This window comes from Kitasatospora griseola, assembly GCF_044999035.1.
Lineage (GTDB): Bacteria > Actinomycetota > Actinomycetes > Streptomycetales > Streptomycetaceae > Kitasatospora > Kitasatospora griseola.
In genome coordinates this window covers 1,069,425-1,092,520 of the sequence record NZ_CP173360.1, presented here as the reverse complement: position 1 = coordinate 1,092,520, position 23,096 = coordinate 1,069,425, and the positions used below count along the sequence as shown (strand labels likewise).

Genomic DNA, 23,096 nt, shown 5'->3' with positions numbered 1-23,096 from the left:
AGGTGTCCGGTGGAGCGTCAGTTCGCCCGAGGGTCGTGGCGGCTGACGCTTCGTCCGACCCCGCCTCGGTGAACTCCACCGCGTCGCCCTTCGATCGTGAAACCCCAGGTCAGAGCCGGAAGGTGCAGGACTCCGCGCCAGTATTCTCTGAGTGTATAGACGTGGAGTACACCCTCGGCGTACTCTCTCGATCATGAGCGTTCCACTCACCCTGCTCGGGCTCCTCGAACGCGAGCCCAGCCACGGCTACGACCTCAAACGGGACTACGACGCGTTCTTCGGACGCGGAAAGCCGCTGCCCTTCGGCCAGGTGTACGCGACCCTCGGGCGGCTCGCCCGGGACGGGAAGGTCGTCGTCGGCGAGCCCGAGGCCGGCGACGGGCCCGACCGCAAGCGCTACGTGATCACCGAGACCGGCGCCACCGAGTTCGAGGACTGGCTGCGCGAACCCGTCGCCGCCGAACCCCACCTGCAGACCGTGCTGTTCAGCAAGGTCGTGCTCGCCCTGATGCTCGGCCGCGACGCCGAGCTGTACCTCGACACCCAGCGCGCCGCCCACCTGAAGCGGATGCGCGAACTCACCGAGATCAAGCGCTCCGGCGGCCTGGTCGACGCGCTCCTCGCCGACCACGGCCTGTTCCACCTGGAGTCCGACCTGCGCTGGATCGACCTGACCGCCGCCCGACTCGACGCCCTTGCCGCAGAGGTGGCCAAGCGATGACCGACCCCCTGATCCACGCCCACGGCGTCACCCTCGCCTTCGGCGAGACCCCCGCCCTGCGTGGCGCCGAACTCGCCGTCGAGGCCGGCGAGATCCTCGCCATCATGGGCCCCAGCGGCTCCGGCAAATCCACCCTGCTGCACTGCCTGGCCGGCATCCTCACCCCCGACAGCGGCGAGATCCGGTTCGACGGCCGCCGGATCGACAACCTCGGCGAACAGGAACGCAGCGCCCTGCGCCGCGACAGCTTCGGCTTCGTGTTCCAGTTCGGGCAGCTGGTGCCGGAGTTGACGGCCGAGGAGAACGTCGCCCTGCCGCTGCTGCTCGGCGGGCTGCGCCGGCCCGCCGCGCTCCAGCGGGCCCGCAGCTGGTTCCCGAAGCTCGGCCTGGACGGCCTGGAGGCCCGCCGCTCCGGCGAACTGTCGGGCGGTCAGGCCCAGCGCGTCGCCCTCGCCCGCGGACTGGTCGCCGAACCCCGCGTCCTGTTCGCCGACGAACCCACCGGCGCACTCGACTCCCTGACGGGCGAACAGGTGATGGACCTGCTGGTCGGCTGCGCCCGCGAACAGGGCACCACCGTCGTCCTGGTCACCCACGAGGCCCGGATCGCCGCCTACGCCGACCGCGAGGCGATCGTCCGCGACGGCCGCGCCACCTCGATGAGCGGACGGCTGACCTCGTGATCGGGCTCGGACTGCGACTGGCCGTCAGCGGCGGGCGCGAGGCACTGGTCCGCCTCGCCATCACCGCCGGCGCGGTCGCCATCGGCGTGGGGCTGCTGTTCACCACGCTCGCCGCGATCAACGGCGTCCACGCCCAGAACGCGCGCAACGCGTGGCTCAACACGCCGTTCGTCAACGGGCTCCCCGCCGATCGGGAGGCTGCGGGGAGTTCCGGCGGCGGCCAGGGGGCGAGCGCGTCCGGCGGTGCTGCGGAGGCGGGGAGCTCCGCCTCCGGCAGCGCGGTGGCGGCCGACGGTCGGGCGGCGAGTGCGGCCGGGGTCGATCCGATGTGGTGGACGACGCGGCGGGACACCGTGCAGGGCAAGGAGATCGGGCGGATCGACGTCGCGCCCACCGGGCCGCGGGCGGCGCTCGCACCCGGCGTGCCGCGGATGCCCGGGCCCGGCGAGTACTACCTGTCGCCCGCGCTGGCCCGACTGGTCGACGAGCTGCCGCCCGCGCAGTTGGGGGACCGCCTCCCCGGGCACCGGATCGGAATCCTCGGGGACGCCGCGCTGCCCGCGCCGGACAGCCTGCTGGCACTGGTCGGCCGCACCCCGCAGGAGCTCTCGGGGCAGCTCGGCGCCACGATGGTGGACCAGGTCGCCGCCGTCGCGCCCGAGAAGTGCGCGAAGTGCGTGGTCGGCATCAAGGCCAACGGCGTGGACCTGATCCTCACGGTGGTGACCGGCGCGCTGGTCTTCCCGGTGCTGATCCTGATCGGCACCGCCACCCGGCTGAACGCGGCCCGCCGCGAGCAGCGGTTCGCCGCGATGCGGCTGGTCGGCGCGACACCCCGTCAGGTGTCCACGGTGTCGGCGGTGGAGGCGACGGTCGCCGCCGCGCTCGGAGTGCTGCTGGGCTTCCTGCCGTACCTGGCGCTGCGCGGCCCCGTCACGAACGCGAAGCTGACCGGCGCACCGTTCTTCGCCTCGGACATCGCCCTGACGCCCGTGCAGATCGCCGCCGTCGCCGTGGGCGTCCCGCTGGCCGCCGCCGTCGCCGCCCGGATCGCGCTGCGCCGGGTGCAGATCTCCCCGCTCGGGGTGAGCCGCCGGGTGACCCCCAAGCCGCCCAGGACGTGGCGAGTGGTGCCGCTGGTGGCCGGGCTGGTCGAGCTGTCCGCGTTCCTGGTCTGGCACCCGGAGTCGGTGCCCGGGCAGGTCAAGGCGTACCTGTCCTCGTTCCTGCTGATCGCGTTCGGCCTGGTGCTGTCCGGCCCGTGGCTGACCATGAAGGGCGCGGGGCGGATCGCCCGGCGCACCCAGCGCCCGGCGACGCTGATCGCGGTGCGCCGACTGGTCGACAACCCGACCGCCGGGTTCCGCGCGGTGAGCGGACTGGTGCTGGCCCTGCTGGTGATGACCGCGACGATCGGCGTCATCACCACGATCAGCGAGGAGCGCAACCACCCCCACGGCGGCCCGCAGTTCAACAACATGCTGGTCAACGACCTCACCGGCGGATTCGACCAGGGCAGCGAACGGTTCGTCAGCCAGGGCCCGCCCGCCTCACCCGAACTGCTCCAGCGCCTGCGCGCCGTCCCCGGCGTGCGAACCGTGCTGCTGGCCCACCCCAGCGACCGGCAGCTGGAGGTGCAGGCCGCCGACGGACCCGCCACCACCCGGGAAGTCGTGGCCTGCCGCGACCTGGAGCCCCTCAAGCTGTACGGCCACTGCGCGCCCGGCGCGCAGAGCGCCTACGTCCCGGTCACCTGGTACGGCTGGCGCGACGAGAGCGCCACCGAATGGCCCGCCGCCCCGTTCACCCCCGACCAACTGGACGCCACGGGCGTACTGAACGTGGTGGTGGACACCGACGGCTCACCCGCCGCCGTCGAGCAGATCCGGACCATGGTGGACGTCGCCTACCCGGCCGAGCGCCAGATGATGACCCTCGGCGAGGCGTGGAGCCTGGCCGGAGCCGAAGTGCGCGGCTTCCAGCAACTCGCCGACGCGGTGATCCTGGCGACCTTCCCGATCGCCGGATGCAGCCTGGCAGTGAGCGTCGCCGGCGGCCTCAGCGAGCGCAAACGCCCGTTCAGCCTGCTGCGCCTGACCGGCGTGCCGCTCGGCACCCTGCGCCGGGTGGTGGCGATGGAGTCGGTGGTGCCGCTGCTGGTGATGGCCGCCGTGGCGATCGGCGTCGGCCTGCTCGCGGCCGACCTGTTCCTGCGCTCCCAGCTGAAGTACACGCTGCACGCACTCGGCGCCGGCTACTACCTCGTGGTGATCGGCGGCCTGAGCGCCGCACTGGCCATCATCGGCGCGACGATGCCGCTGCTGCGGCGGATCACCGGACCGGAGACGGCCCGCAACGAGTAGCCCTCCGGCTGGTGGAATCCGGTGGCGCCGCGTCCCGCGGACGCGGCGTCTCCGCAGGTCACCGGGGTCCGACCGTCCCGTCGGGAAGATGGGACGGCGGAGGCTTGAGGGTCGGTGGCCCGGTTCCGGAGCATGGATCCCGGCGGGACCCGCACCGTGCGGCGTCCCGTCGACGACCAAGGGGGTAGTGAATGCGTCGTTGGTCAGGTTGTCGTCGTACAGCTCCTGCTGCCTGAGGCAGTGGTCCCGGGGGCGGCGATCCCGAGGGTCCCAGGGCGAGCGGGGCGCCGGTGCTGATCACGTACGACTGACCGGTCGCCACGGGTTCCGGGGCAGGGCGACGCTCCGGACCCGAACGGCCCTTGAGGTGTCGCCGGGCCCCGGGCCCTGGCCTAGCGTGGTCGGCGACCACGGGTAGTGGGGCGGTCACGCACCGCTGCCCCTCGGCTCGACTCCCTGGAGGTACGGCATGCGCCGAACGCGCACCGCCGGCGTCGCTCTGCTCGGCACCACCGTCCTGCTCGGCCTGGCCGGCGTCACCGCCGGCCCCGCGTCCGCGAAGGGCAGCCAGCCCGCCTGGGTCAGCCCGGCGCAGGCGCAGCCCGGCCAGTCCGTCTCGGTCAGCGTGAACTGCGCCGGCAACGAGACGAAGACGCTGACCGCGAGTTCGCTCGCCTTCGCCGGCGGCTCGACCACGCTCAGCGTCGGCCCCGACGGCAAGTACTCGGGCACCGCGACCGTCATCTCCGAGCACGAGATGGCCGACGCGGCCGCCAAGCGCTCCACCGCCAACGACCCGTCCTGGGGCATCGACGGCAAGTGCCCGAACGGCGACAAGTTCGTCGGCGCGGTCGCCATCGCGGCAGCCGGGGCCGGCAGCGGCAGCACGGGCAACGGCAACGCAGGCAGCGGCAACGCGGGCAACAGCAACCCGGGCAGCGGCAGCGGTGCCGTGGGCGGCGACTGGGAGGGCGCCGCGCGGCTCCCGCACGGCGGGGTGGAGACCGGGGTCGGCGGCTCGGTCGGCATGGACGCCGGGCGGCTGGCCGCCGGGGCCGGGCTGGTGACGGCCGGAGTGGCCGGGTTCTGGCTGCTGCGCCGGCGCGGATCGGCTGCCGGCGAGGAGCTCTGAGCGGTCCTCCGGTACGCGCCCACCGTACCCGGCGGGCCCCGCGTCCCCCGCGGCCCGCAGCACGGAACGCCCGAGGGCGGCCCCCACCAAACGGTGGGAGCCGCCCTCGAAGCGTGTCCGGGCGGGCCGGTCAGGTGGCCGGGACCGCGGCGGCCGCGGGAGCGGCGTCGGTGCGCTGCAGGGTGCCGACGGTCAGCAGGTACTGGCCGACGATGTAGGTGAGCATGATCAGGAAGCTGTGCATGGGCAGCAGCTTCCAGTTCGCCAGGTCGGTGGCGATCAGGGTGTCGGACAGCAGGAACAGCGCGCCGCCCACGCCCGCCCGCCAGTCGATCCGGGAGGACGTCACCGCGGTGGAGGCCAGCAGCAGGCTGTAGGCGGCCATCGGGATCCGCATGGCGGCGTCCAGGTCGGGCAGCAGCAGCGTGATCAGCGTCGCCCAGGCCACCGCGTAGCAGGCCGCGACCATCGCCGTGCGGCGCCGGTCGGCGAGCGCGCCGAGCTTCACGAACATCGTCACGTAGCAGGCGTGGCCGACCGCGAACGAGCCCATGCCGGCCAGGAACCCGACGGTGCCGCCGACCTGCAGCAGGATGTCGCCGCCCGCGCCGAACAGCAGCGCCGGGATCAGCAGCTTCGGCGTGGCGGGCCGCGCCGACGCCCACACCCAGGCGGCCAGCAGCGGCATCAGCAGCGGCTTGGTGGAGTACCGCAGGACCGGCACGTGGACGGCGATCGCCGTCAGGTGCGCCACCGAGACGACGGCGAAGGCGATCAGCAGGGCCCGCGCGGTGCGCGGGTCGCGGGCGGGGCTCATGCGGGGGCACTCTCCGGTGAGGCGGCGGGGGAATCGGTACGCGGCGCGGGCTGCCAGCCCGGGCCCTTCACCAGGTGGCGCAGCCGATCGCCCCAGGTGGTGGCACGGGCCACGTCCCGGGCGATCGCCGCGTACTCGTGGGTGGCGACCTTCAACGGATTGTAGGTCGAGATGTTCTTGGTCAGTCCGTACACCGGCTGCTCGGCCTCGGCCGCGAACGAGCCGAACCAGCGGTCGAAGACGATCAGGATGCCGCCGAAGTTGCGGTCCAGGTAGCCGCCCTGCGAGGCGTGGTGCACCCGGTGGTGCGACGGCGTGTTGAAGAGGTACTCGACCGGCCGGGGCAGCCTGCCGATCCGCTCGGTGTGGATCCAGAACTGGTAGACCAGGTTGACCGAGCCGCAGAACGCCACCGCCGCCGGGTGCACGCCCGCCACGATCATCGGCAGGTAGAAGATCCAGCTGGTGGCGGACGTCCACGGCTGACGCAGCGCCGTCGACAGGTTGTAGTGCCGACTGGAGTGGTGCACCACGTGGCAGGCCCACAGCACCCGGATCACGTGGTGGCCGCGGTGCGACCAGTAGTAGAAGAAGTCGTAGGCGAGCAGCATCAGCGGCACCGTCCACCACAGCACCGGTGTCCGAAGCGGCGTCAACTCGTACAGGAACGAGTAGATCGCCACGATCGGGATCTTCCACCCGGCGTCGAACAGCAGCGAACCCAGGCCCATCGACAGGCTGGCCGCGGTGTCCTTCGCGGTGTAGCCCTGCTCGTCGTCGTCCGGGTGGAAGCGGTAGGAGACGATCTCCAGGACGGTGAGCAGCACAAAGGCCGGTATCGACCAGAGCACGACATCGGGTAGGTCAGGCATGCCCGGAACCATAAGGGACGTGGGCGACCGGCGGAAGAGGTAGTTACCGACGCGTAGTGTGCGGTGCGGCGTCTAGGCTTGGGGGCGACATGGAGCGGCAGGAGGCAGCCGCCGGCGCCCTGGCGGCCACCGGCGGTACGGGGAACGGACGTACGGGCGGGGCCACGCGGCTCGCGACCCCCGACCGGACGTACCCGCAGATCGTCGGTACCGGAAGCGAATTCGCCGATTCCGTGCGGCGGTTGGCGGAGCGGTTCGCCGCCGCCGACCGGGCCGGGGCGGATCTGCTGGCCTCGGCCGTGCTCGGCGCGCACGGCGCCCGGCACCTCGGCGGCGCACCCCAGCAGGCCGAACCCGCCGCCGGCACCAGCTGGTGGCACGGGCCGAGCGTCCACCACACCACCTCGCCGCTGTTCCGGCCGCTCGGCTACCGCCGGATCCGGCGCGAGGCCCCCGCGCTGCCCGCGCCCCGCGCCACCGGCGGCGGCCGGCACCGCAAACCCGAACGCCCCACCACCGAACTGCGCATCGCCGCCCGGCTGCTGCTCGCCCACCCGCTGGTCACCGCCGACGGTCCGCACGGCGCGTCGCTCCCGCTGATCCGCCGTCACGCCGCCACCCTCGCCGAACGCTTCCACACCCTGCTCGGCTACCGGCTCACCCTCGGCCCCGCCCACGCCCGCCTGCACAAGGCCGCGCTGCCCGGCCGCGGCCTGCCCGGCCTCGACCCCGCCGGGTACGCGGCGCTCGTCCGGGCGCTGGCCGCGATCGCCCGCGGCGAGCGGCCCACGGCGGACGTCGACGCGGTGCAGGCGCTGCTCGACCAGTGGCAGCCACCCGCCGAACTCGCCGCCGACCTGCTCACCGCATCCCCGCTGCCACCCGCCGGACCCGACCTGACGGTCCGCCGACTGCTCGCCGAGACACCCGTCGTCCTGCTCGACGACCTCGCCCCCGCCGAACGCGACCACCTGCGCGAGGCCGTCCCCGCGGAGACGGAACGATTCGCCGACGTGCTCGGCCTGACCGCCGAGATCCGCGCCGAAGGCATCGCCCTGCTCGACCCCGCCGACGAACTCACCGACCTCGCCCTCCCCGGCACCGGCACCCTCGCCCAGGCCGCCCTGCTGCTCGCCGAACGCCTGGTCGAGGACCTCCGCCCGGTCGACACCGGGAGCGCCCCGCCCGCCGTGCTGATCCCCGACGCCCTCATCGACGGCACCCTCGGCGACATCACCGACGACTACGGGATGAGCGCCGGCTGGGACGCGGGCTACCTCGCCGACCTCGCCGCGTTCCGCCGCGACGCCCTCGACCTGCTCCACCGGATGGGCCTCGCCGCCCCCGCCGGCCGCAACTGGCTGCTCCGCGCCCCCGCCGCCCGCTACGCCCCGCGCGCCGAACTCCAGCCCGCCCCGGGCTCCGGCCGCCATTCGCGCCCCGCGAAGGGCCGGGACCGGCAGGCGGTGTGAAGGACAGAACACCTAGGGTTTCGGGGCATGACGAGCAAGGGGTGGGGCGCCCTGTACGGGCTGGCGGTCATGGCGGTGCTCGGCTGGGGGTTGACCGGACTGGTCGAGGCGGGCTGCGACTGGGGCTTCTCGCGGGGCCGGCGGCAGTGCGGGGTTCCCGACGGGTACCTGCCCCACTTCATCGCCTGCGGTGCGGCGGCGTTCTCGACGGCCGGGCTGGGCTGGACGGTGATCCGCACCGACGACTGGCGGCCCTCGCTGGGCGCCTCGGCGGGCGGGCTGGTCGCGCTGGCGATCACGTTGGCCAACGGTCGGAGCGGCGGGCACCTCGCGCTCGCCGCGCTGGAGGCGGCCGTCGCGATCGGGTTGCCGGTGACGCTGCGTCAGGTCGGTCGGGCCGGGGCGCGGCGGGCGGGGAAGGCGGCGGGGGGCGTCAAGGGGTGAGCGGGCGGACGTGTTCGGCGACCGGGCGGAACTCCTGGACGGTGGCGTCGTACTGGACGCGTTGGCCCTGGTGGAGGAAGCGGTTGTCGTCGGGGGCGAGGACGGAGTCGTAGTAGACGGCGACCTCGGGGCCGCCCGCGTCCGGGGTGATGTAGCCGTAGGCGTGGTGGATGTCGAACCACCGCACGGTGCCGGTCTCCATGGCGGGACTCCCTTCGGGCCGGTCACCCTCAGTATCGGCCGCGGCCCCGGGACCCACCACTCGTTCGGCCGAGCGTCAGCGCTGCGCGGCGCTCACGGCATGGCCCTGGCGGACGGTCTCCACGGTGGCGGCGACGCCGAAGGAACCCAGGACGACGGAGGCCGCGACGGCGGCGCAGGCGAGCATCCGGCGGTGGCGCTTCGGCAACGGGAAGCGCAGAACCGGGGCGGACGCGGTGGTGCGGGCGTTCATGGCGGAGAGCGTGGCAGGGCGGCGTTACGCGGTCACCAAACGCGGGTGAAATCCGGAAGGGATCTCGGCGTCGGAACCTCCACGACCCGATCGCCGCAGGTCGGCAGGGGAGTCGCCGGTGTGCGTAGCAGGCCCGGCAGGAACGAGGCCAGCACCTGCTGGGCCGCGCCGTAGAAGAAGATCGGCAGCAGCACGGCCGGGTGGCCGCCGAACTGGGCGCCCGCCAGCGCGGCCGCCGCGCTGGTGTTGTTCAGGCCCGAGGCGAGGGTCAGTGTGGTGCGGGCCGCCGGCGCGGCGGGGGAGCGGCGGGTGGCCAGCCAGCCCGCCAGGAACGGGCCGGCGCAGACCAGCGCGCCGCACCCGGCGGCGACCGCGACCAGCCGGGGCTCGGGCCGCAGCACGATCTCCCGGGCCACACCCGCCGCGTTCAGGTACGTCAGCGCGAGGGCGTTCAGCAGACCCGCCAGCCGCAGCCGGGGCAGCAGCGCGGCGCGCAGCCGACCGCTCAGCAGACCCCGGGTGGCGCGGCGGGCCAGCAGCCCGGCCAGGCAGGGCAGCGCCACCCACAGCGCCATGAACCGACAGGTGGTGTCGGAGTGGGCGAGGGCGTCCAGCACCCGGCGCAGGCCGCCGCTCTCCGGCTCCTCGGCGAGCGCCAGGCCGAGCGGGGTGGTGAGCGGGCTGAGCAGCGTGGTGACGAGGACCAGGCCGAGGCCGAGCGGCGCGTCCCCGCCCACCCGGGCGCCCCAGGTCTGGGCGGCGCCGGCGACCGGCATCGCGGCCGTCAGCGCCAGCCCGACCACCAGCCAACGGGCCTCCCGGACGTCCGGCCAGCACCCGGCGGCGGCCCGCTCCGCGCCGAGCAGCACCACCGCCCGCAGCACCAGCGCCACCCCCAGTCCCGCCAGCAGCAGCCCGGGCCGCAGCAGCGCCCGGCCGACGTCCGCGGCCCGGGTCTCGAACCCGCCGATGAACATCGCCGCCACCAGCATCAGCATCGGCACCGTCACCCCCGCCGCCCGGCAGTGCCGGATCTCCCCCGCCGCGGCGGGCAGCAGCGCCCCCAGCAGACAGGCGGCCACCGTGGCGGCGGCGAGACGGCGGCGCAGGGCGCGGTCGAGGGCGGTGCAGAACGGGCGCATGGGGGGCGGGGCTTTCGAGGGGGTGTTCGGCGGGACGTGCGGCGGAAAGGCAGCGGGGCGTGGCGGCGGACGGACGCGGGCGGCGGGTCCGGGTGGCGGACGTCCGGGCTCCCGGGCGGCGCGGGGAGTGGAGGACCGGCGGGCGCGGGCGGATGACGGCCGCCCGGCCCGCCGCGCGGCGTGGAGTCCGACCCGGATCAGCCTGCCACCGTCCCGCGGCGGCTTTGACCATTACGAACTCTTGGTAAAGCCGGGCGAGTTGCCGCTCGCCCAGACGCCGCACGGGCCGCCGGGACAGCCGCCGCGGGCCGCGGCGGGGCCGTTTCACCCCTGCGGGCGAGACCGCCCGGGGTATTCCTCGCCGACGGCGGTGCCGACGGCGTCGCGCAGCCCGTGCGCCGCGTGCATCCGCGACGGCCCCGCCGCCGGGTCGTCGCGCAGCTCGCGGATCAGGGACAGGCAGAGCGCCAGCATCACCAGCACGAACGGCAGCGCCACCAGGATGGTGGCGTTCTGCAGCGCCGTCAGCCCGCCCGCCAGCAGCAGCGCCGCCGCGACCGACGCCATCAGCGCGCCCCACACCACCACCAGCCAGGTGCGCGGGTGCAGCGCGCCCCCCGAGGAGAGCGAACCCAGCACCAGCGAGGCCGAGTCCGCCGAGGTGATGAAGTACAGCATCACCAGCAGCACGGCGATCACACTGGTCAACGAGCCCAGCGGCAGCGACTTGAGCATCTCGAACAGCCCGGCGTCCGCGCCCTGCGGAATGGTCGCGACGAGGTCGGCCGCACCGGTGGACTGCAACCGGATCGCCGTGGCGCCCATCACCACGAACCAGACCGTGGTCGCCCCGCTCGGCACCAGCAGCACCCCGATCAGGAACTGGCGGACCGTCCGGCCGCGGGAGATCCGGGCGATGAAGGTGCCGACGAACGGCGCCCAGGACAGCCACCACGCCCAGTAGAAGATCGTCCAGGAGCCCAGCCAGTCCTCGTCGGTGAACGCCCCGGTCTGGGTGGCCAGCACCGCCAGGTCGGACAGGTAGCCGCCGACGGTGGAGGGCAGCGCGTCCAGCACGAACACCGTCGGGCCGACCACGAACACGAACGCCATCAGCGCGGCCGCCAGCACCACGCTGGTGGTGGACAGCCACTTCACGCCGCGGTGCACACCCGACATCGCGGACAGCACGAACGCCCCGCCGAGCGCCGCGATCACCACCAGCTCGACGCCCTGGGTGGCCCGGACGTCCGTCACGTACCCGAGGCCGCCGGCCACCTGGATCGCGCCCAGGCCCAGGCTGGTGGCCGAACCGAACACCGTCGCGAACACCGCCAGCAGGTCGATCACCCGGCCCGCCCAGCCGTGCGCCCGGCGCTCGCCGAGCAGCGGCACGAACGCCTCCGACATCCGGTTGCCCCGGCCCTTGCGGAACGTGGTGTACGCCAGCGCCAGGCCGCCCACCGCATAGATCGCCCACGGGTGCAGCGTCCAGTGGAACAGCGAGAACTCCAGCGCCCGCTGCGCCGCCGCCGACGACTGCGGCGCGATGTCGGAGCCCGGCTGCGGCTGCGCGTACAGCTGCAGGGGCTCGCCGACGCCGTAGAACAGCAGGCCGATGCCCATGCCGGCGCTGAACATCATCGCGACCCAGGCCAGCGTGGAGAACTCCGGCTGCTCACCGTCCCGGCCCAGTGGCACCCGGCCGAAGCGGCTCAGCGCGATCACCACCGCCAGCACCAGGAACACGTCCGCGGCCACCACGAACAGCCAACCGAAGGAGTGCAGCACCCAGGACAGCGCGGTGCTGGACGTCCGGCTCAGCGAGTCCTGCGCGAACACCCCCCAGGCGACCACCCCCAGCACCGCGACGGCGCCGACGCCGAACACCACCCGGTCCACCGGGAAGGCGTCCGGCGCGGACGGCCGAGGGTCTGTCGAAGGCTCGGAGGGCCCGAAGGGCTCGGAAGGCGTGGGCATATGAGGCACTATGTCCACAAACGCCCGCCCGTCGGTAGGCGGCACGCCGAGGGCCCGCGCAGCCGGCCCGGCGTCAGGCGGTCGGCACCGGCGGCGGCTCGTACGGGCCCAGCACCAGCCGGACCATCTCCTCCAGCCGGGTACGGGCGTCGTCCAGGGTGGACCGGCCGGTCACCCAGGCCGTCAACTCGCCCTGCCAGGCGTGCCCCACCATGTGCCGCACCAACTCCCCGGAACCCGGCGGGACCTCCGGCAGCACCGCGCCCAGCGCCGCCCGGTCCGCCCGGGCCAGCCCCTGCAGGGCCTCGCTGGCGAACGGATCCGTGGACGTCGCCACCGCCACCCGCAGCCGGGCCAGCTCGGGCTGCCGCTGGTACGCCCGCATCCCCCGGCGCACGAACCGCACCGCCCGCTCGGTCGGCGAGGCGCTGCGCCCCGCCCCCACCTCGCCCACCAGGTCGGCGAGCAGCAGTCGATGCCAGTCCGCCATCGCCGCGGCCAGCAGATGGTCCTTGGAGGAGAAGTACCGGTAGGCGGTCCCGAGAGCCACCCCCGAACGCTCCGACACCTGCTTCATCTGGAGCCGCTCCACGCCGATCTCGGTCACCAGAGCCAGGGCGGCGGACAGGAGGGAGCCGCGGCGTTCGAGCTGACGGGGGGACATCGCCTCCACCGGACGAGGTGACAGGTCAACCTTGGTCACCCGAACCATGATACGGGGCGGCCCCTCGCCGCGGTATGACGCGACAGGTCACCGGTCAGTGACGGTCGCTCCCGACTCAGGGCGACTTCGGCGCCCCCGGGACCCCGGGCCGCAGCTCGCGCAGCAGGGTCTCCTGCACGGCCGACGCCACCAGCACCCCGTCACGGTCGTAGAACTCGCCCATCGCCAGCCCCCGGCCGTCCGACGCCGACGGGCTGCGCTGCGCGAACAGCAGCCACTCGTCGGCGCGGAACGGGCGGTGGAACCACATCGCGTGGTCCAGCGAGGCCAGCGCCACCCGCGACTCCGCCACCCGGTGCACCCGGTGCGGCTGCAGGTGCAGCGCCGTGGTGGACGCCAACGTCAGGTCCGAGAGGTAGGTGAGCGCGCACACCTGCAGCAGCGGATCGTCCGCGGGCAGCCCGGCGTCCGTCCGCAGCCAGACGAACTGCTGCGGCACCCCCGGCAGTTCGGGCGGCAGGCCGGGCGCGCCCGCCGGGACGAACCGCATCCGCAGGGCGCGGAAGATCGCCGACAACTCGTACTCCTCCGGCGCGTCGCGCTGCCAGGCCAGGTGCGGGTCCGGCAGCTCCTCCGGGCCGGGCACCGGCGGCATGGTGCGCTGACGGTCGCCCGCGGACTCAGGGCGCTTGAACGACGCCGACATGGTGAAGATCGCCTCACCGCGCTGGAGCGCCGTCACCCGCCGGGTCGCGTACGAGTTCCCGTCCCGGGCCCGGTCCACCTGGTAGACGATCGGACGGCGCGGATCGCCCGGCCGCAGGAAGTACCCGTGCAGGCTGTGCACCCGCCGCGCCGGCTCCACCGTCCGCCCCGCCGACGTCAGCGCCTGCGCCGCCACCTGGCCGCCGAACGCCCGCAGCGGCGCACCCGCGTGACAGTGCCCCCGGAACAGGTTCTCGTCCAGCTCCTCGATGCCGAGCAGGTCGGTGAAGGAAGGGGCGTCGGTCGGGGAGTTCGGAGTCACGCGGCACATGCTAGAACACGTTGCAGTGTTGATCGGATGTGGAACGGGTCACGTCGCGCTGTCCGAGGTGATCGCCTGTCGGGGGTGATCGTTAGCGTTCCGTCCATGACCACGGCCGTCCACACCCTGCGCTACCCGAGGCCCTCCGCGCTGCGCCCGCACCGGCTGGAACTCGCCACCCAGCACGGACCGTTCTTCGACGGCGCGCTGCGCCACCCCGGGCCGGCCGCCGCCGCGCTGCTGGCCGTCGCCGACGTGGCCGCCGCCCGCTACCACCGTCCGCTCGCCGCCGCCTCGCTCGACCCCGTGGTCACCGCCGACGGCGACCGGCTGCGCTTCGAATCCTTCTCCGGCTGCGGCGGCGTGCACGCCCGCCTCGACCTGCTCCCCGACGGCCTCGACGGCGCCGCCACCGGCCACGGCACCACGAACATCGACATCGGCGCCCCGCTGCGCGAAGCCCTGCGGCTGCGCGCCCCGGCCGAGCGGCTCAGCCTCGCCGTCGGCGCGGACGAGGTCGAAGTCGGCATCGGCGCGGACACCTTGATCGAACGGAAGGTGCCGCTGCCGACACGCTGGCTCAAGGGCTTCGCCGAGACCCAGGTCCGCACCGCCCGGTTCGACCTGCGCGCCGAACTGCCCGCCGCCGAAGCCGTCCGCTTCCTGCGCACCCTGCCCACCGGCGGCCGCAGCACCGTCCGCTGGGTCCTGCCCACCGGCCGCGGGCTGCGCCCCACCTCCCGGCCCGGCCCCGGCGCCGTCTGCCTCCCGGGCCCCGAACGGCTCGCCGCCCTGCGCCCGCTGCTGCGGCATGTCGTCGCCCTGCGGATCTACGGCCCACCCGGCACGCCCACCGGCCCCACCGCCTCCGCCTGGGAACTCGCCCTGCCCGGCGGCCGGATCACCCTCACCCTGTCGCCCGACGCCTCCCGCGGCTTCTCCGGCGAAGGCGGCCTGCTCGACCTGCTGGCCGTGCCGACGGCCGCCGGCGACGCCGAGATCCTGGAGGCGCTGTTCGACGACGAGCCCCGGATCGACCTCGCCGCAGACCTCGGCCTGCCCCCCGACCGGGTCCGGGCCGCCCTCGCCCACCTCGCCACCGCGGGCCGGATCGGCTACGACCTCGCCGACGCCGCCCACTTCCACCGCCAACTCCCGTACACCGCCGAACGGGTGGCGGACGCCAACCCCCGCCTGCGACGCGCCCGCGACCTGCTCGCCGCCGGGGCCGTCGGCCCGCGCACCGGCGACATCCGCGTGGTGACCGTCGGCGACCACGCCCACCACGTCCGCCTCGACGCCGACGGCCCCGCCGGCTGCACCTGCCGCTGGTGGGCCCGGCACCGGGGTGACCGGGGGCCGTGCAGCCATGTGCTGGCGGTGCGGATGGCGACGGAGGGGGCGCGGTGAGGCGGGGCGGAGTGCTGCGACCGGAGGTGCTGCGGGCTGCGCGGGGGCGTCCGGGTGGTGGGCCGCCGTCGCGGCGACCGGGGGCGTGCAGTGCGGTGGCGGCGGTGCGGACGACGATCGAGGAGAACCAGCGGTGAAGCAGTCCGAGACGGACCTGGTGGCGGCGATCCGCCGTGCCGACTTCGACGAAGTCGCCCGACTGGTGGGTGGGTTGACGCCGCCGCAGCGGCGGGCCGAGGTGCCCGGGCTGAAGGCGCTGCGGCGTGAACTGCGCGACAGCATCCACTCCCGGGCCGGGGCCGGGACGGCCCTGCTGGTCGCCGGGGCGGTCTGCCACACCGCGCCGTCCGGTGCGGCCGAGTGGATCGGCTCCGGTGACTTCGAGGGCGTCGAGCGGTGGCACCGGCCGCCGCTGGGCGGCCTGCTGGACGGTCAGGACACCGGCTGGCAGCGGGAGGTGGCCCTGCGGCTGGCCCGCCGCCCCGGTGACCGCGAGAGTTGGGGGCCGTCCACCGCCTACCGGATCGCCGAGCACCTGCTGCGCGCGAGCGACACCCCGCCGCCGACCGACCCCGGGTTCGTCGTCGAGTGGATGACCGACCGCGGCGACCCGCGGCCCCGGCACGGGGAGCCGCGACTGCCGCCCGGCATCGACCTGTTCGCGCGGCTCGTGCAGGACAGCTTCACCCCCGTCCTCGCCCCGCTGGTCTTCGACGCCGACACCGCCGGGCAGCTCTCCGGCCCGTGGGTCGCCAAGGAGGACGCCCAGCGCTGGCCCGGCGTCCTCGCCCGGCTCGCCGACGAACAGGTCGTCGACCGCGAGGAGTTGGTCGCCCGCGGTTTCGCCCGGCTGGTGCGCGGCGGCGGGGCCGGGGAGCTGCGCGGCTACCTCGCGGTGGTCCGCGCACTCGCCCCGTCCGAGGACGAACTCCTCGCCAACCTGCGGGCGTTGACCGCCCTGCTGGACGCCGCCTCGCCGCTCGCCGGGTACGCGCAGGACTGCCTGATCGCCCTCGACCGGGCCGGGCGGCTCGACGACGCGACGGTGGCCGAAGCCGCCGAGGTGCTGCTCGCCCGGCCGGAGAAGAAGCTCGTCCGCACCCAACTGGCCTGGCTGGACCGGGTGGCGGCGCGAGCACCGGAGCTCGCGCTGCGGGCCGTCGCCCAGGCCTACGGGCACCCGGACCGGCAACTCCAGGGCCAAGCGCTGAAAGTGACCGGCCGCCATGTTGCGGGCGTGCGCGGCCGGTTGCTGGTCGAGCTGCGGGCGGCCGCCCTCGCGCTGGACCCCGCGCACGCCGAGACAGCGGCTCAACTGCTCGGCATTCACGTCGAGTCGGAGGAGGCGGCGGAGGAACAGGACCGGCTGCCCGAGCCGCCCCGACCGGTGGCGATGCCCGCGCCGCTCGGCAGCCCCGCCGAGGTCGCCGAGGAGCTCGCCGCCGCGCTGGCCGGCGACGGCGACAGCGTCGCCTTCGAACGCGTCCTGGACGGGCTGGTCCGGCACGCCTGGCAGGACCGGGAGGCGCTCGCCTCCGCGCTCGCCCCCGTCCTCGTGGCCGACGAGTGGCGGACGCTCGGCGTACTCGCCGGAGCCGTCACCGGCGCACTGCCCGAGCAGCGGGCCTGGCGGTCCCTGACGACGCCCAAGGCCAGCCCGTTCCGGACCTGGGAACTGCGCGGCGGCGTGGGCGGGTTGATCGCCGCCCGACTGGAGGAGACCGCCTGGCGACTGACCGGCGACCCCGTCCCCCTGCTGCTCTCCATCCCCACCCGCCGGAACGGCGCGCTCGACCCCGGCGAGCTGGTGGCGCGACTTCGCCGGTACGAGGAACTCGGTCTCGAACCCGGCCCGATCGACCTCGCCCAGGCCCTGCTGCGCACTGTCCCCGACGGCACGTCGGACGCCGGGGCGGACGGCCTCGCCTCCCCGGCGGGCGCGCTGCTGGCCGCCTGGCTGCGGGCCGGCGGGCTGCCCCGGCAGGCTGCCACGCCGATCCCCGCCGGGAGGGCGCGGCCCGGGGTGCGGATGACCGAGTACCGCCGCTTCTGCGACCAACCCGGCCTCGGCGACGCCGAGTTGTCGATGCTCGGGGTGCCCGGATCCGGTGCGCCCGGCGTGCGGCCGGAGGGCGGAGTGCCGGACCCGGTCCGGGCGCTGCTCGGCCCCACCGAGCGGTTCCACCGGTGCTCCGAGGTCGAGCACTCCATGCCGGACGCCCGCTGGCTCGCCGTCCTGCCGCACCACCGCGAGGAACTCGCCGTCCGCCTCATCGGTCAACTCGCCGACTCCGCCGGTTCGTCGCCGGTCCGCGGCTACCCCCAACTGCTCCCGCTGCTCGCCGAGACGGGCGGCCCGGCCGGCTTCGCCGTCCACCAGGCCCTCGCCTACGGCCTCGGCGCGGCCCTCCCCGAGGACCGCACCGCCGCCGTCGACGCCGTGCTGCTGCTGGCCGCGCAGTCCGCGCTCGACGCGACGCTGCTCGGCCACGAGACCGGCGAACTGCTGCGCGCGGGCGCGGTCAAACCTAACCGCCTCGCCGCCACCTGCACCGAACTCGCCGACGCGGGCGCGCCGAGGCTCGCCTGGACGGTGCTGGCCGGCGTCCTGCCCGCACTGCTCGACGGCCGCCCGCCGGCGGGCGCGGCGGGGCTGCTGACGGCGGCGGTGGAGTGCGTACGCCGGGCAGGGGCGAGAGGGGAGATTCCGGCGGTGACGGCCGCCGCGACAAGTGGCGGGCGCAGCAAGCTGGCTGCGGAGGCGAAAGTCCTGGCCGGACTGCTGGAGCGGGCCTGACGGTGCGGGCCTGACGGTGCGGGCCTGACGGCGCGGGCCTGACGGCGCGGGCCGTCAGGCGGCCGGCTTCTCCCGGACCGGGACGTGCTGGGCGCTGTTCCCGGTGAAGCGCGCGCGGGTCCGGCCGTCCCAGCGGTGGCGGAGCCGCAGGCCGGCGAGTCGGCCATGAGGTCCAGCTCGGCGGGCCGGACGTGGCGGAAGGGCATCGTTCGGGCTTCGCCGCGGCCGTCCTCGGCGACCGTGAGGCAGTGGCAGGTCGCGTCCTGGGTGACGGTGTCGTGGACGGTGCAGGCCCACTCGGTGACGGGGATCTCCGCGCCGCCCGGCCTGGCGCGCAGGCGCTTCACCATCGCCCGCGACAGTTCGACGCCGTGGACCGGAACGCCGCGCCGCGCGAGTTCTGGAACGCTCGTTCTTGACCGATCGTTCTCGAATGTCTAGGGTCGTGGGCATGGGAAGACCACGCGCCTTTGACGAGGCCGAGGCGATCCGGAGGGCCGCGGTGCTGTTCGCCGAACGCGGCTACGACGGCACCTCGGTCGACGACCTGGTGCAGGGCCTCGGTGTGCACCGCGGCAGCCTGTACAAGGTGTTCGGCAGCAAGCGGGGGCTGTATCTCGCCGCGCTCCGGCACCACTTGGAGGACGAGGTGCTGCCCACCGTGGCGGCGCTGACCGTCACCAGCGGCCCGGCGGAGGCGCTCGCGCAGGCGGCGGGCGGGTTCGACGGCGGTGCCGCGGCCGGGCTGCTGCTGTCCGCCGCGGTTCACCAGGCTCCGACCGACCCGGACGTCGCGGCGCTGGTGGAGGAGGCCCTGCGGGCGTTGGAGCGGGCGCTCGCGGCCGTGCTCGGCGAGCCGGCCGACAGCCCGCTGATCGGGGCGCTCGGGGCGAGCGTGCTCGGACTGCGGCTGCGGGACCGGGCGTTCGGGCCGGCGGCGTCCGCCCCGGCGGTCCGTGCGCTGGCCGCCAGACTGGCCGACTGACCGGCCGTCGACTCACTGTTTCGCACACACCGTACGAGGAGGGTTCACCGAGATGGCTCGACTGTCTGTCGACAACGGGACGCTGGTCGTGGAGATCGAGGGTCTGGACAAGCTCTGGGCGATCAAGAGCCGAATAGAGATCCCACTGGCCAACGTCCGTGGTGCGACCGCGGATCCGGGCGTCGCGTCGGAGCCGAAGGGCATCAAGGTCGGCGGCACCCAGTGGCCGGGTCTGATCACGGCGGGCCGCTTCCGCCGGCACGGCGAGCTGGTGTTCTGGGACGTGAAGAACCCGGCGAAGGCCGTGGTGATCGAGCTCGCGGACGAGCAGTACGCCCGGGTGATCGTCGAGGTGGAGGACCCGCGGGCCGCAGTGGCCCTGGTCGAGGGCGCACTGCGGCACTGAGCGGGCGTCAGGCCGGCCGGACGGGCCCGCCGTCCTGGCCGGAGCGGCCGGGGGAGCGGCCGGAGGAGTGCTCGGCCGCGGCGGCCTCCGGCTCGACGGTCCGGACGGCGCTCGCGGCCGGCTTGGCCGCGGCCAGCGGCGCGTCCGGGCGCGGGGCGGCGGCGGTGAGGCCGGCCGGGGTGTCCGGGACGGGGGAGGAGGCCTCGGGAACGAGCACGTCGGCGCCGGCCGGGGTGGCGGCGACGGCGCGCCACCAGGGTGCGGCGGGCGGCGGGTCGGCCGGTTCGAAGGGCTTGCCGGGGCGCGGGACGGCCAGCGTGACGCCGGCGGCGTGCGCGGCGGCGACCGTCCGTTCGGCGGGCTCCTCCCACGGGTGGGGGGCGAGGTCGAAGGTGCCCCAGTGCATCGGGAGCATGACCTTGCCGCCGAGGTCGCGGTGCGCCTGCACGGCCTCCTCGGGCGTCAGGTGGACCTCCGGCCAGTGCTCGGAGTACGCGCCGACCTGCATCATGGTGGCGTCGAACGGCCCGAAGCGGTGGCCGATGTCGGCGAAGCCCGGGAACCAGCCGGTGTCGCCGCTGTGGAACAGACGGTGGCGCTTGCTCTCCACCACCCAGGACGACCAGAGGAACTTGCCGCTGGGGCGCGGCCCGCGCGAGCAGTAGTGGCGGGCGGGGGTGGCCGTCAGCCGCAGGCCGTCCAGTTCGGCGGACTCCCACCAGTCGAGGTCGACGATCCGGTACGGCTCGACGCCCCAGTGCTCCAGGTGCGCGCCGACGCCCAGTGGGACCGCGAACACCGCGTCGCCCGCCGCCAGCGTGCGGATGGTGTCCATGTCCAGGTGGTCGTAGTGGTCGTGGGAGATCACCACCACGTCCACCGGCCCGAGTTCGGCCAGCGGCAGCGGCACCGGGTGCAGCCGTTTGGGGCCGATCCAGTCGAACGGCGAGACCCGCTCGCTCCACACCGGGTCGAACAGCACCCGCACGCCGTCCAGTTCGGCCAGCACCGTGGCGTGGCCGAGCCAGGTCAGGCGCAGCCCGGACTCGGGCGGGGTGGACAGCTCGGCCGGCAGCAGCCGGTGCACCGGCACCGCGGCGGCGGGGCTGCGGCGGCCGCCGTCCACTGCCAGCCTGGTGCGCATCAGCGCCAGCGGGGTGTGCCCGTACGCCAGCGGGCGGGTGGGCACCGGGTTGCGGAAGGAGCCGTCCACGAAGTGCGGCGAACCGGAGACCCTGTGCAGGCGCTTGCCGCGCGGGTCGGCGCCGAACGCGTCGGTGCGCACCCGGTGCCAGCTCTCCCGCGGCAGGGTCCGGTAGGAGCGCTTCACGTCGCGCAGCAGGAGCCCGGCCTCGGCAGCCAGCTCACCGGCGCGGAACAGCCAGGAGACGGGACGGGACAAGGCACCTCCACGGTAGAACACCCGAACGGCGGCGTGCCGGGGCGGCGGAACGCAGTTGCGCCCCGCACGGGTCGACGGCAGGCCGGACGGCGCCGCCCGGGCAGCCGGAAACCCCGGCGCGGACGACGCATCTCGAACCTGGACATTACCTTTCCAAACGACCAAAACCCACCGAACGGGCCGTCGGCGCGCCGTTCGGCCCAACGAGAACGGACCGCCCCGGGTTGCGGGACGGTCCGTGCGGGAAGCGTGAAAAGGCGCAGATCAGGCCCGGTAGAAGCGGGTGATGGTCTCGGCGACGCAGTGCGGCTTGGCACTGCCCTCGCTGGAGATGGTGAACCGGACCACCGCCTGCACCCCGCCGGGCACCTCGTCGGCCGACACCAGCACCGCCGTCGCCCGGACCGCCGAGCCCACCGGCAGCGGGGCGGGGAAGCGGACCTTGTCCGAGCCGTAGTTGAGGGCCATCGCGATGTTCTCCACCGCGTAGCACTCCTTCGCCAGCACCGGCAGCAGCGACAGCGTCAGGTAGCCGTGCGCGATCGTCCCGCCGAACGGGGAGTCCTTGGCGCGCTCCGGGTCGACGTGGATCCACTGGTGGTCGCCGGTCGCCTGCGCGAACAGGTTCACCCGCTCCTGGTCGACGGTGTGCCACTCGCTGGTGCCCAGTTCGGCGCCGACGGCGGCGGTCAGATCGGCGAGCGAGGCGAAGGTCGTCACGGTGCGCTCCACAGGTGCGACGGGGCAGGGACGGCCCGTCCGGGCCGCCCCGCAGAGTATGCCTACTCGCCGGTCACCTGTCAGTGGGGGCCGGGGCCGGCCGCGCCGCGGGCGAGCGACCGGACCGGCCCCGGCGGGATCACAGCGCGGGGTCGGGCATCAGCCGGCGGCCGGAGACCAGCTCCGGGGTGATCGCCACGTACTCCGGGCCCGGTTCCGGGATCCACGGGCGCAGACCGTCCGACTCCAGCGCCGCGCGCTCCTCCGCGTCCCGCACCACCTCGGCGCGCCCGTGCACCAGCACGCTCCAGCCGCAGCGGCCCGCCGGGTCGAAATCGTCCACCTGGAACGCCGCCACCGTCCCGTCCAGCGCCCTGGCCACCCTGGTCCCGGTGCGCAGCGCCAGGATCAGCCGCCCGTCCTCGGCCAGTCGAAAAGCCACCGGCAGCACCGCCGGAAGCGCGTGCTCGGTGTACACCACGCGCCCCAACGGCACGGCGCCGAGCAGGCGCAGGCACTCGGCCTCGCTCAGGGTCTCCACCCGGTCGTCTCGGTCCATAAGGCCGATGGTGCCCCGCCCGCACCGCCCACGAACAGGGCCCATGGTCCCTGAGCTGGGGCTCATCGGGCCGAATTCGGCGCGCGCCGACACCGCTCGGCGATACCTTGGCATTCGGCCGCAGCACTCACTGGTGGCCGGAATGCGCAGGCGAGGGGGCGGTACAGGTGAGCGGTGGCATCGAACTGGTGGTGATCGGCGCGGACGGCGGCCCCGAACGCGGCCACGGCGGCTCCGCCCGCGCCGCCGACGGCGCCCGCACCCTCGCCGCCGCCCTGCCCGGCCGCACCTTCGACGCCGGCACCCGCGGCAGCAACGTCAGCATGCCGCCCGCCGACGCCGACGCCAACACGCTGCTCACCGCGCTGCGCCAGGCCTCCGCGCGGCCGGCCCGCTGGCTGGTGGTCTGCCTGCTCGGCCAGCTGATCGCCGACCCGCGCGGGCGCCGGGTCGCCCTGGTCACCGCCGGATCCACGCCCGACAACGCCTACCGGCGCGGCCTCGCCTGGGACTGGATCACCAGCGCCATGGTGCACGGCGAGCAGGAGGAGACCCTGCTGATCGTCGACGCGGTCGCCGACCGCGACACCTGGGCGGCGCTGCTGCGCGAGGACGGCGCGGGCGAACTGCTCGGCCACTCCCGGGTGCCGCTGTGGGGCCGGATCGGCCGCTGGAGCGCCGGGCGGCGCGGACGCGACGGCGTGCTCCCCGGCGCGGAGGGCTCGTTCAGCTGGGCGCTCGGCCGGGTGCTGGAGCACGGCGTGCCCGGCGCGCCCGCCGCCGTCGGCCCGCTCGACCTCCAGCCCGCCGTCGAGGGCCAACTCGGCTGGGGCGAACCGGCGTCGGCCGGCGAGGCCAGACTGCTGGTGCCCCGTGACGGAGGGAGACTCCTGATGCGCAACCGGGCGGCCGTGCGCGGAGCGCTCGCCGGACTGCCGCTTTCCGATGAACTTTTGGCTGTTCTGTGGCGAGAAAGTGCCCCAACGGATCCGCCTTCCGCGTAAGGTCAGGACGCCCCGGGTGTTGCCGTGCCGGGGCGGGTTGGC

At 74.8% G+C, this 23,096-nt stretch carries 22 protein-coding genes; 11 read left to right on the top strand and 11 right to left on the bottom strand.

The genetic code is table 11. The features are described 5' to 3' along the window. Positions 1-193 precede the first annotated feature (193 nt). From ACI1MP_RS05335 to ACI1MP_RS05320, 4 genes are all read left to right on the top strand, one after another. Positions 194-721: a PadR family transcriptional regulator gene (locus ACI1MP_RS05335; RefSeq protein ID WP_043911223.1), complete on the top strand. Its 528-nt coding sequence runs from the start codon at positions 194-196 to the stop codon at positions 719-721. Further along, positions 718-1,404 (top strand): ABC transporter ATP-binding protein, encoded by a 687-nt coding sequence (locus ACI1MP_RS05330; RefSeq protein ID WP_380332814.1) that lies wholly within the window; start codon positions 718-720, stop codon positions 1,402-1,404. Before ACI1MP_RS05335 ends, ACI1MP_RS05330 begins: the two co-directional genes overlap by 4 nt. Beyond that, positions 1,401-3,767 (top strand): FtsX-like permease family protein, encoded by a 2,367-nt coding sequence (locus tag ACI1MP_RS05325; protein WP_404867859.1) that lies wholly within the window; start codon positions 1,401-1,403, stop codon positions 3,765-3,767. Before ACI1MP_RS05330 ends, ACI1MP_RS05325 begins: the two co-directional genes overlap by 4 nt. A 469-nt stretch (positions 3,768-4,236) precedes the next feature. Beyond that, positions 4,237-4,899 (top strand): hypothetical protein, encoded by a 663-nt coding sequence (locus ACI1MP_RS05320; RefSeq protein WP_404867858.1) that lies wholly within the window; start codon positions 4,237-4,239, stop codon positions 4,897-4,899. Between the two features lie 130 nt (positions 4,900-5,029). On the opposite strand, the gene ACI1MP_RS05315 is transcribed toward ACI1MP_RS05320, so the two are convergent. Further along, entirely contained in the window at positions 5,030-5,716 is a 687-nt protein-coding gene (locus tag ACI1MP_RS05315) for a lysoplasmalogenase (protein ID WP_404867857.1), read from the bottom strand. Beyond that, positions 5,713-6,588: a sterol desaturase family protein gene (locus ACI1MP_RS05310; RefSeq protein WP_404867856.1), complete on the bottom strand. Its 876-nt coding sequence runs from the start codon at positions 6,586-6,588 to the stop codon at positions 5,713-5,715. Before ACI1MP_RS05310 ends, ACI1MP_RS05315 begins: the two co-directional genes overlap by 4 nt. Before the next feature lie 89 nt (positions 6,589-6,677). On the opposite strand from ACI1MP_RS05310, the gene ACI1MP_RS05305 reads away from it, so the two are divergent. Beyond that, positions 6,678-8,060: a DUF2398 family protein gene (locus ACI1MP_RS05305; protein ID WP_380332804.1), complete on the top strand. Its 1,383-nt coding sequence runs from the start codon at positions 6,678-6,680 to the stop codon at positions 8,058-8,060. Between the two features lie 27 nt (positions 8,061-8,087). After that, positions 8,088-8,504 carry a hypothetical protein gene (locus ACI1MP_RS05300; protein WP_380332802.1) on the top strand — a complete coding sequence of 139 codons (417 nt, stop codon included), beginning with the start codon at positions 8,088-8,090 and terminating at the stop codon, positions 8,502-8,504. Here ACI1MP_RS05300 and ACI1MP_RS05295 read toward each other — a convergent pair. From ACI1MP_RS05295 to ACI1MP_RS05270, 6 genes are all read right to left on the bottom strand, one after another. Further along, positions 8,494-8,706 carry a cold-shock protein gene (locus ACI1MP_RS05295; RefSeq protein ID WP_380332801.1) on the bottom strand — a complete coding sequence of 71 codons (213 nt, stop codon included), beginning with the start codon at positions 8,704-8,706 and terminating at the stop codon, positions 8,494-8,496. The genes ACI1MP_RS05300 and ACI1MP_RS05295 overlap by 11 nt on opposite strands. A 75-nt stretch (positions 8,707-8,781) precedes the next feature. Continuing rightward, positions 8,782-8,958: a hypothetical protein gene (locus ACI1MP_RS05290; RefSeq protein WP_404867855.1), complete on the bottom strand. Its 177-nt coding sequence runs from the start codon at positions 8,956-8,958 to the stop codon at positions 8,782-8,784. 32 nt (positions 8,959-8,990) lie between these two features. Further along, positions 8,991-10,100, bottom strand: a complete 1,110-nt coding sequence (locus ACI1MP_RS05285; protein WP_380332799.1) for a hypothetical protein — start codon at positions 10,098-10,100, stop codon at positions 8,991-8,993. A gap of 324 nt (positions 10,101-10,424) precedes the next feature. Beyond that, complete coding sequence (locus ACI1MP_RS05280) at positions 10,425-12,080, bottom strand: BCCT family transporter (RefSeq protein WP_380332797.1); 1,656 nt, start codon at positions 12,078-12,080, stop codon at positions 10,425-10,427. A 73-nt stretch (positions 12,081-12,153) separates the two neighbouring features. Further along, positions 12,154-12,783 (bottom strand): TetR/AcrR family transcriptional regulator, encoded by a 630-nt coding sequence (locus ACI1MP_RS05275; protein ID WP_043912645.1) that lies wholly within the window; start codon positions 12,781-12,783, stop codon positions 12,154-12,156. Positions 12,784-12,859: 76 nt separating this feature from the next. Further along, positions 12,860-13,771 (bottom strand): acyl-CoA thioesterase, encoded by a 912-nt coding sequence (locus tag ACI1MP_RS05270; RefSeq protein WP_404867854.1) that lies wholly within the window; start codon positions 13,769-13,771, stop codon positions 12,860-12,862. A 105-nt stretch (positions 13,772-13,876) separates the two neighbouring features. Between ACI1MP_RS05270 and ACI1MP_RS05265 the strand changes: the two genes are divergently transcribed. The 4 genes from ACI1MP_RS05265 to ACI1MP_RS05250 all read left to right on the top strand — a co-directional run bounded on the left by ACI1MP_RS05265 (position 13,877) and on the right by ACI1MP_RS05250 (position 19,369). Next, the gene (locus ACI1MP_RS05265) at positions 13,877-15,181 is read left to right on the top strand and encodes an SWIM zinc finger family protein (RefSeq protein WP_404867853.1); all 1,305 of its coding nucleotides are present in this window, start codon (positions 13,877-13,879) and stop codon (positions 15,179-15,181) included. Positions 15,182-15,314: 133 nt separating this feature from the next. Then, positions 15,315-17,978, top strand: coding sequence for a DUF6493 family protein (locus tag ACI1MP_RS05260; protein ID WP_404867852.1), 2,664 nt, complete (start codon positions 15,315-15,317; stop codon positions 17,976-17,978). Positions 17,979-18,429: 451 nt separating this feature from the next. Continuing rightward, positions 18,430-18,963 carry a TetR/AcrR family transcriptional regulator gene (locus ACI1MP_RS05255; RefSeq protein ID WP_404867851.1) on the top strand — a complete coding sequence of 178 codons (534 nt, stop codon included), beginning with the start codon at positions 18,430-18,432 and terminating at the stop codon, positions 18,961-18,963. Between the two features lie 52 nt (positions 18,964-19,015). Then, positions 19,016-19,369, top strand: coding sequence for a hypothetical protein (locus tag ACI1MP_RS05250; RefSeq protein ID WP_043911256.1), 354 nt, complete (start codon positions 19,016-19,018; stop codon positions 19,367-19,369). A gap of 7 nt (positions 19,370-19,376) precedes the next feature. Here ACI1MP_RS05250 and ACI1MP_RS05245 read toward each other — a convergent pair whose 3' ends face one another. From ACI1MP_RS05245 to ACI1MP_RS05235, 3 genes are all read right to left on the bottom strand, one after another. Then, a complete protein-coding gene (locus tag ACI1MP_RS05245) occupies positions 19,377-20,711 on the bottom strand; it encodes an MBL fold metallo-hydrolase (protein WP_380332855.1) in 1,335 nt (444 codons plus the stop codon). A gap of 324 nt (positions 20,712-21,035) precedes the next feature. Continuing rightward, positions 21,036-21,491 carry a MaoC family dehydratase gene (locus ACI1MP_RS05240; RefSeq protein WP_198520348.1) on the bottom strand — a complete coding sequence of 152 codons (456 nt, stop codon included), beginning with the start codon at positions 21,489-21,491 and terminating at the stop codon, positions 21,036-21,038. Between the two features lie 139 nt (positions 21,492-21,630). After that, complete coding sequence (locus ACI1MP_RS05235; RefSeq protein WP_100584841.1) at positions 21,631-22,050, bottom strand: pyridoxamine 5'-phosphate oxidase family protein; 420 nt, start codon at positions 22,048-22,050, stop codon at positions 21,631-21,633. 167 nt (positions 22,051-22,217) lie between these two features. On the opposite strand from ACI1MP_RS05235, the gene ACI1MP_RS05230 reads away from it, so the two are divergent. After that, positions 22,218-23,054, top strand: coding sequence for a hypothetical protein (locus ACI1MP_RS05230; protein ID WP_043911262.1), 837 nt, complete (start codon positions 22,218-22,220; stop codon positions 23,052-23,054). Positions 23,055-23,096 lie beyond the last annotated feature (42 nt).

Excerpts from the sequence above, each read along its gene's own strand:
- ACI1MP_RS05305 (WP_380332804.1), top strand. The coding sequence starts at position 6,678 with ATGGAGCGGCAGGAGGCAGCCGCCGGCGCCCTGGCGGCCACCGGCGGT.
- ACI1MP_RS05280 (WP_380332797.1), bottom strand. The coding sequence starts at position 12,080 with ATGCCCACGCCTTCCGAGCCCTTCGGGCCCTCCGAGCCTTCGACAGAC.
- ACI1MP_RS05300 (WP_380332802.1), top strand. The coding sequence starts at position 8,088 with ATGACGAGCAAGGGGTGGGGCGCCCTGTACGGGCTGGCGGTCATGGCG.
- ACI1MP_RS05335 (WP_043911223.1), top strand. The coding sequence starts at position 194 with ATGAGCGTTCCACTCACCCTGCTCGGGCTCCTCGAACGCGAGCCCAGC.
- ACI1MP_RS05315 (WP_404867857.1), bottom strand. The coding sequence starts at position 5,716 with ATGAGCCCCGCCCGCGACCCGCGCACCGCGCGGGCCCTGCTGATCGCC.
- ACI1MP_RS05255 (WP_404867851.1), top strand. The coding sequence starts at position 18,430 with ATGGGAAGACCACGCGCCTTTGACGAGGCCGAGGCGATCCGGAGGGCC.
- ACI1MP_RS05320 (WP_404867858.1), top strand. The coding sequence starts at position 4,237 with ATGCGCCGAACGCGCACCGCCGGCGTCGCTCTGCTCGGCACCACCGTC.
- ACI1MP_RS05330 (WP_380332814.1), top strand. The coding sequence starts at position 718 with ATGACCGACCCCCTGATCCACGCCCACGGCGTCACCCTCGCCTTCGGC.
- ACI1MP_RS05250 (WP_043911256.1), top strand. The coding sequence starts at position 19,016 with ATGGCTCGACTGTCTGTCGACAACGGGACGCTGGTCGTGGAGATCGAG.
- ACI1MP_RS05285 (WP_380332799.1), bottom strand. The coding sequence starts at position 10,100 with ATGCGCCCGTTCTGCACCGCCCTCGACCGCGCCCTGCGCCGCCGTCTC.
- ACI1MP_RS05310 (WP_404867856.1), bottom strand. The coding sequence starts at position 6,588 with ATGCCTGACCTACCCGATGTCGTGCTCTGGTCGATACCGGCCTTTGTG.
- ACI1MP_RS05265 (WP_404867853.1), top strand. The coding sequence starts at position 13,877 with ATGACCACGGCCGTCCACACCCTGCGCTACCCGAGGCCCTCCGCGCTG.
- ACI1MP_RS05235 (WP_100584841.1), bottom strand. The coding sequence starts at position 22,050 with ATGGACCGAGACGACCGGGTGGAGACCCTGAGCGAGGCCGAGTGCCTG.
- ACI1MP_RS05295 (WP_380332801.1), bottom strand. The coding sequence starts at position 8,706 with ATGGAGACCGGCACCGTGCGGTGGTTCGACATCCACCACGCCTACGGC.
- ACI1MP_RS05290 (WP_404867855.1), bottom strand. The coding sequence starts at position 8,958 with ATGAACGCCCGCACCACCGCGTCCGCCCCGGTTCTGCGCTTCCCGTTG.